Here is a 3,918-nt window from a genome sequence, read left to right as displayed (position 1 = left end):
GGCTTAAATACATATATGAAATTAATAACGAATCATTTGTAAATGAAAATATAAAGAAGTTATTAAAAAAATTAGATAAATTTCCTTTCTTTTCATTTTTCGAGCCATTTATTCGCTTTTTTGCGGTTAAAATGTTTCAAAAAAATAAGTTTAAGGAGTATTTGTCTGAGGAAAGTCAAATTGATATTTTAAATAATTTATTAGATTCCTTATTTCATGTTAGTCATAAAACATTAATTTTAGAAATAAATTATTTAAGGTTAAGTGGTGAATTACAAGGAAATACGTCAGAAGAAAGGTATAAATTTTTCTGTAATCGTTTTGAAAGTGATCCATTGTATATTAACAGCTTCTTTGATGAATATCCAGTACTTATAAGGCTTATTATAACTAAAACAATAAATCTCATAAGCTTCTTAGAAGAATTATTATTTCATTTTCATTGCGATAAGGATAGCCTTGAAAAAATATTTAATAATGAAGAAAAAATATGTAAGATTTCACATCTACATTTAAGTCAAGGAGATACTCATAAATCAGGAAAGTCAGTGTCGATTTTAGAATTTAATAGTGGAGTCAAAGTAGTGTATAAACCGCGTCCACTAGATATAGATATACAGTTCCAGGATTTTATAAAATGGATTAATAATAAATATGATTCTCGAAATGCTTTGAAAACAACTTGTATTCTCTCAAGAGAAGCATATGGATGGTCAGAATTTATCGAATTTAAAGAGTGCTCTAGTGATAAAGACATACATAAATTTTATGAAAGACTAGGAAGAATTTTAGCAATTCTCCATATTATGAATGCAACAGATTTTCATTACGAGAATTTGATTGCTCATGGAGAGCATCCTGTTCTTATAGATTATGAATCACTATTTCATCATACAATTATTCCAAAAACAAATACTAATGTTAGTTCGATTTTTGAAAAAGCTCAGAAGTTAATAGGAAATTCTGTTGTTTCTACAGGTATGATTCCAACTGGATCTACTCAAGAAGTTCATAATCAAAATTCAATAGATGTAAGTGGTGTTAGAGGTCAAAATCAGCAAATACTTCCTTTTGAAATTCCTACCATTACAAATCACTATACAGATGAAATTAAAATTGAAAAACAAAAAGGAATTTTGGATTCTGGAAATAATAGTCCCAAATACTCTGATGCTGAAATAAATATCATTGATTATTTGGCAGATTTAAAGAGCGGATTTAAAGATATGTATTTATGGTTTATCAAAAATCGTAATGAATTAATTGAAAATATAATGCTATTTACTGATAAGGAAATTAGGAAAATCTTTAGAAATACAATGGCATATACTAAATTACTCAATATTAGTTATCATCCGGATTTTATGAGAAATCAAATTGATAGAGAAATATTATTATTTCGCTTGTGGGAACCAGGAATTCAAAATGATGACATAAAAAAACTATTGAAATATGAAATTCATGATTTATTGAACGGTGACGTTCCTTATTTTACAACTAGTCCAAATGAAAAAAAACTATGTAACTCTTCTGGGGAAGAATTACAAAATTTTTATTATAAATGTGGTTTAGAATTAAGTATAGAAAAAATAAATTCTTTAAGTGAGGAAGAATGTATAAAACAACTCTCTATAATAGAAACAACAATCGCTACAGCATATTCACAGGTGGACTTAAACATAAAGAACGCTAATAAAAAATATAGTACCTATGTAGAAAAAAATAGTGAAAAACCTTTAGATCTGTTAAAAAGAGCCGAAAGTATTGCGGATGTACTTCTTGAAAATGCCGTAAGAGACGGACATGGTAAAAATACCGAAATGTGTTGGACTAGTATGGTTCTTAAAGGATCAAATGAAACAAATTGGTCCTTTTCTGTAACAGAGACTGGGTTATATGATGGTAATCCCGGTATAGCTACATTCTTCTGTTATTTATGGAAGCTAACCCAAAAGGATACATATAAGGAAGCTGCGTATGCAACTATAAATCCAGTAAAAAAGCTACTTCCAGAACTGGTGAAGAATGAGAATATAACTATAGGTGCTTTTACTGGTTTAACAGGTATATTATATAGTATGCATCATCTATCAGTAGTATTTAATGATAAAAAACTAACAGAGGAAGTTCTTTATTACACTAAATTTTATAAATCATTTATCTCAAATGATCGCATTTATGATGTAATGGGAGGATCAGCGGGGGCTTTATTCTTTTTATTAAACTTATATAAAGAATATAAATATCAATGGATTTATGACATATCTAAATCACTTGCGCAACATTTAATCAACTCTTCCATTTCTCAATCAAAAGGATTAGCATGGCCACCACCGCATAATCAAGAAGTTCCATACATAGGATTTTCCCATGGAAATGCCGGCATTGCTGCTTCCTTGAGCCAATATTATAAAATTAATCCTAGTGAAGACTTAAAAGATTTTATTGAACAGTCTCTTATTTATGAAAATTCATTTTACAATAATGATGAAATGAATTGGTATAGTGTACAGACTGACCGTTATCCAATTTCTTGGTGTCATGGTGCTCCAGGGATACTTTTAAGTAGAAAACTAATAGCGAGTAATAATTTAGATTTTGACTTTTTAGATGATAATCTAACAAAATCACTCACAACAACCATGAAAGCCTCTATAGAAAGTAATTATTCCCTTTGTCATGGTGAGTTAGGAATTGCAGATATTTTACTAAAAGTTCATGAATTAGATAATTCATTTGTTACTGAAGAAGAATTAAACGTATTTATTCAAAAAATAACTCGAAAAATCATTAATGATTATGAGGAAGTTAATGTAGATATTCACTCAGTTGCTCTTATGAATGGTCTTACGAGTATAGGGTATGGATTATTAAGATTATGCAATCCATATGAAGTTCCGTCAGTCTTAACTTTAGATTCTCCTATAAAATAAAAATAAAATTAATTTTAAGGAGGGAGAAAGTTGCAGATAGCAGTTCAACTTAATAATGTTTCAAAGAAAATAGAAAATAAAACAATTATTGATAATATATCTTTGAATGTACATAAAGGAGAAATTTTAGGATTTCTTGGACCGAATGGAGCAGGTAAAACCACTACACTACGTATGATAACTGGTTTATCTAGTTTAACAGAGGGAAGTATTTTCATTTTTGGGAAATCCATATCTACTGAAAAATTGAATGCACTAGAGGATATAGGGGTTATGTTTGAAAACCCTCAATTTTACAATTACATGACTGGCTTTCAAAATCTATTATATTTTTCAAGTTTAACTAAATTGGTAGACAAAGAGAAAATAATTGAAATAATGAATATAGTTGGTCTTACTGAGCAGATACATGTTAAGGTGAAAAAATATTCTCTAGGTATGAAACAACGTTTAGGTTTAGCGCAATGCTTAATAAACGATCCTAAAGTACTGATTTTAGATGAGCCTACCAATGGATTAGATCCAATTGGTATTAAGGAATTAAGGGAACATCTTAGATTTCTTGCAGATAAAAAGGAATTAGCCATTATTATTTCCAGCCACCATTCGACAGAAATAGAGTTAATATGCGATAGTATCGCCATTATTAATAAAGGAAAAATTATAAAAAAAGAGCAAATAAATGAAAAAATTAATGATGAGGATAAGGAATTCTTAATTTACTTAGGTAATCCATCTAAAGCAGTTCATGACATATTACAAGTACATCCCGTTATTACAATTGATCATTCTGTTCAATTTGTTAGATTGAATACCAGTAAAAGCAAATTTCTTTCAATACTTATAACTTTAGAAAAAAATAATCATTTAGTTCACGATTTTAAAGAGCACGAAAAATCATTAGAAGATTACTTTTTAGAAGTTGTTCAGGGTAAGGAAAATTAATATGCTTAGACTTATTCAAAATGAATATACGAAGATATTT

General features: G+C 28.6%; 2 protein-coding genes. Both read left to right on the top strand.

The window, feature by feature from the left end:
* The coding region (locus DN403_RS30860) for a type 2 lanthipeptide synthetase LanM family protein (RefSeq protein ID WP_149186134.1) at positions 1-2,933 on the top strand (2,933 nt) is incomplete at its 5' end.
* Between the two features lie 30 nt (positions 2,934-2,963).
* Positions 2,964-3,878: an ABC transporter ATP-binding protein gene (locus DN403_RS30855; protein WP_149186133.1), complete on the top strand. Its 915-nt coding sequence runs from the start codon at positions 2,964-2,966 to the stop codon at positions 3,876-3,878.
* Positions 3,879-3,918: the final 40 nt, after the last annotated feature.

It is taken from the genome of Bacillus sp. AY2-1 (assembly GCF_008368965.1).
GTDB lineage: Bacteria > Bacillota > Bacilli > Bacillales > Bacillaceae_G > Bacillus_A > Bacillus_A thuringiensis_S.
Note: the sequence above shows the minus strand (reverse complement) of the source record. Positions and strands in the feature narration are given on the sequence as shown.